The following is a 2,137-nucleotide window of genomic DNA, read 5'->3' as shown; positions in this document are numbered from 1 at the left end:
TTGATCGGCTCGGCCGCCAGGAGTTCCGGACGCTCCTCGGCGCGCTGCGGCGCACGTGCACGACGTGCTGGACGAGCGCGCTGTTGCACGTGGATGTCGAAATGCAGGGAATCTTCCATGGCTGTCTGTGCCGGGTCACGGCCGTTCGTTTGCAGATGCCACGTGCTACGCAGAAACCGTGCCATATCGACCGAAGCCGGTTTGTGATGGGTCATTGCAGGCCGGGTTGCATCGATTGCGCGCGTGTGAATACCCGGACGCACGTAACAATTACGTACAGCGCGTGTAAATGAGGCAAGGTATCGGTGAAGGTTTCCGGAGTTTGCGCGCAATATGGCGTACCACGCGGCTAATCGTGTTGCGATTACTCAAGCAGAACAAAGCACGTTGCCGCTAAGTCGTTGCGGATGGTTAAATACGGATTACGAGATGAGTTGCACGCTTGCGGCTTTCATTGAAATGTCCAGGCCTGCTGCCATTAAACGATGCTTCGTCACCCTGAGCGATAGTGGGGCCGAAGCTGCCTCCCTGCCACCAACAGGGCGGGAATCAGCGCAACACTGTGCTGCCGCCTTGTCCTGGCGCCCGGCCAAACCCTGTCGCCCGAACAACATTTGCAGGACTTAAAGACTCATGGCGTCAACCGATCTGGACTCGCCGGCCGTCGCCTCCGGCGATACGCCATCGCAGAAGAAACGTAACGCGGGAGAGATTGCCGGGTTGAAGTCGTTTGGACTTCTGTACGGTTCATCGCCCGTGATGATGGAGCTTTACTCGCAGATAGAACGTGTGGCCGCAACTGATGCCACGGCGTTGATCATCGGTGAATCGGGAACCGGCAAGGAACTCATTGCTCGTACCATTCACGATCAAAGCGCGCGGCGCGATGCCCCGTTCGTTGCGGTCAATTGCGGGGCTATTCCCGATAATCTTATCGAGCCGGAACTCTTCGGGCACGAGAAAGGGAGTTTTACCGGCGCGGTCCAAGGACGCCTTGGTTATTTCGAACATGCGAATGGCGGAACGCTGTTCCTGGATGAAGTGACCGAGATGTCGCCGGTGCGGCAAGTGAAGCTGTTACGCGCACTTGAAACCGGAACGTTCTTTCGAGTCGGCGGTAATGAGCTGATTCACTCCGATGTCCGTGTGATCGCCGCGACCAATCGCGACCCGATCGTGGCGGTCAAGGAGAATGGCCTGCGCGAAGACTTGATGTATCGGCTGGCCGTGTTTCCATTGCGCGCGCCGCCGCTGCGTGAACGCGACAGCGACCGCGAATTTCTTGCGCAGCATTTTCTCGCCGAGATGAACGCGCAGGAAGGCACCAACAAGTCGTTCAGCAAACGTGCGATCGACATGCTGCGCACATATTCGTGGCCGGGCAACGTGCGCGAGTTGAAGAACACAGTGTATCGCGCGTTCATTCTTGCCGAGAAAACGGTGGAGATTGCGCATCCGCATCTGGCCTCGCGGGTGAAGAAACCTATAACGCAGGGCGATGCCATGAACGTCTGGGTAGGCACACCGCTCGCCGATGCGCAAAAGCAGATCATCCTCGGCACGCTCAAGCATTGCGGCGGCGACAAACGCCGGGCCGCCAAAGCCTTGGGCGTCAGTCTGAAGACCCTCTATAACCGCCTTGGTGCTTACGATGACGAAGGCGGCGAAGCGGAGCCGTCGGCGCCCGCCGGGAATGAAGGCTGACTGCAAGCCAATGCTCGCTACGTCGATGGATCCTCCCGCGATCCATCGACTTCGCCCCAACTGTCACGCCAGTTTTTCATTTGAAGCAGCGCGTTCCCCTTATTTGCAATTTCTTGCAAATTTCTTTGCCCACCTCGTTGTTACGTCATTCAAAATGCCCGGGCGCTCCGTTTGCTAGGTCTTTTGCGCTCAAGGTTTGCGCGAGAGAAGCCGGTTGCCGTCATCGAAAGAATAGAGAAAGGCGAGGAAGGAACAGCATCATGCAGAAAACGATTTACCGGCGTCCGGCTCACGCCGCGGCAATGGCAACGCTCCTGATGGGAGCCATCGCGTGTTTCACCCTTTCGGGTTGCAACTCGCTGTATAGCGAAGGCGCTGTGGCAGGCGCGGGTATCGGTGGTGCGGCGATCGCCGGCGCCGTGACCAGCAATGA

Annotated in this window: 2 protein-coding genes; one reads left to right on the top strand and one right to left on the bottom strand. The window is 58.1% G+C overall.

All coding sequences use genetic code 11. The features are described from left to right. On the bottom strand, positions 1-215 hold a 215-nt coding region (locus ACRXB1_RS35045), incomplete at its 3' end, for a hypothetical protein (protein WP_449494655.1). Positions 216-633: 418 nt separating this feature from the next. Here ACRXB1_RS35045 and ACRXB1_RS35040 point away from each other — a divergent pair. After that, positions 634-1,704, top strand: coding sequence for a sigma-54 interaction domain-containing protein (locus ACRXB1_RS35040; protein WP_061998922.1), 1,071 nt, complete (start codon positions 634-636; stop codon positions 1,702-1,704). Positions 1,705-2,137 lie beyond the last annotated feature (433 nt).

The sequence above is a fragment of the Caballeronia sp. M23-90 genome (assembly GCF_053574605.1).
This window is presented reverse-complemented; position numbering and strand designations above follow the sequence as displayed.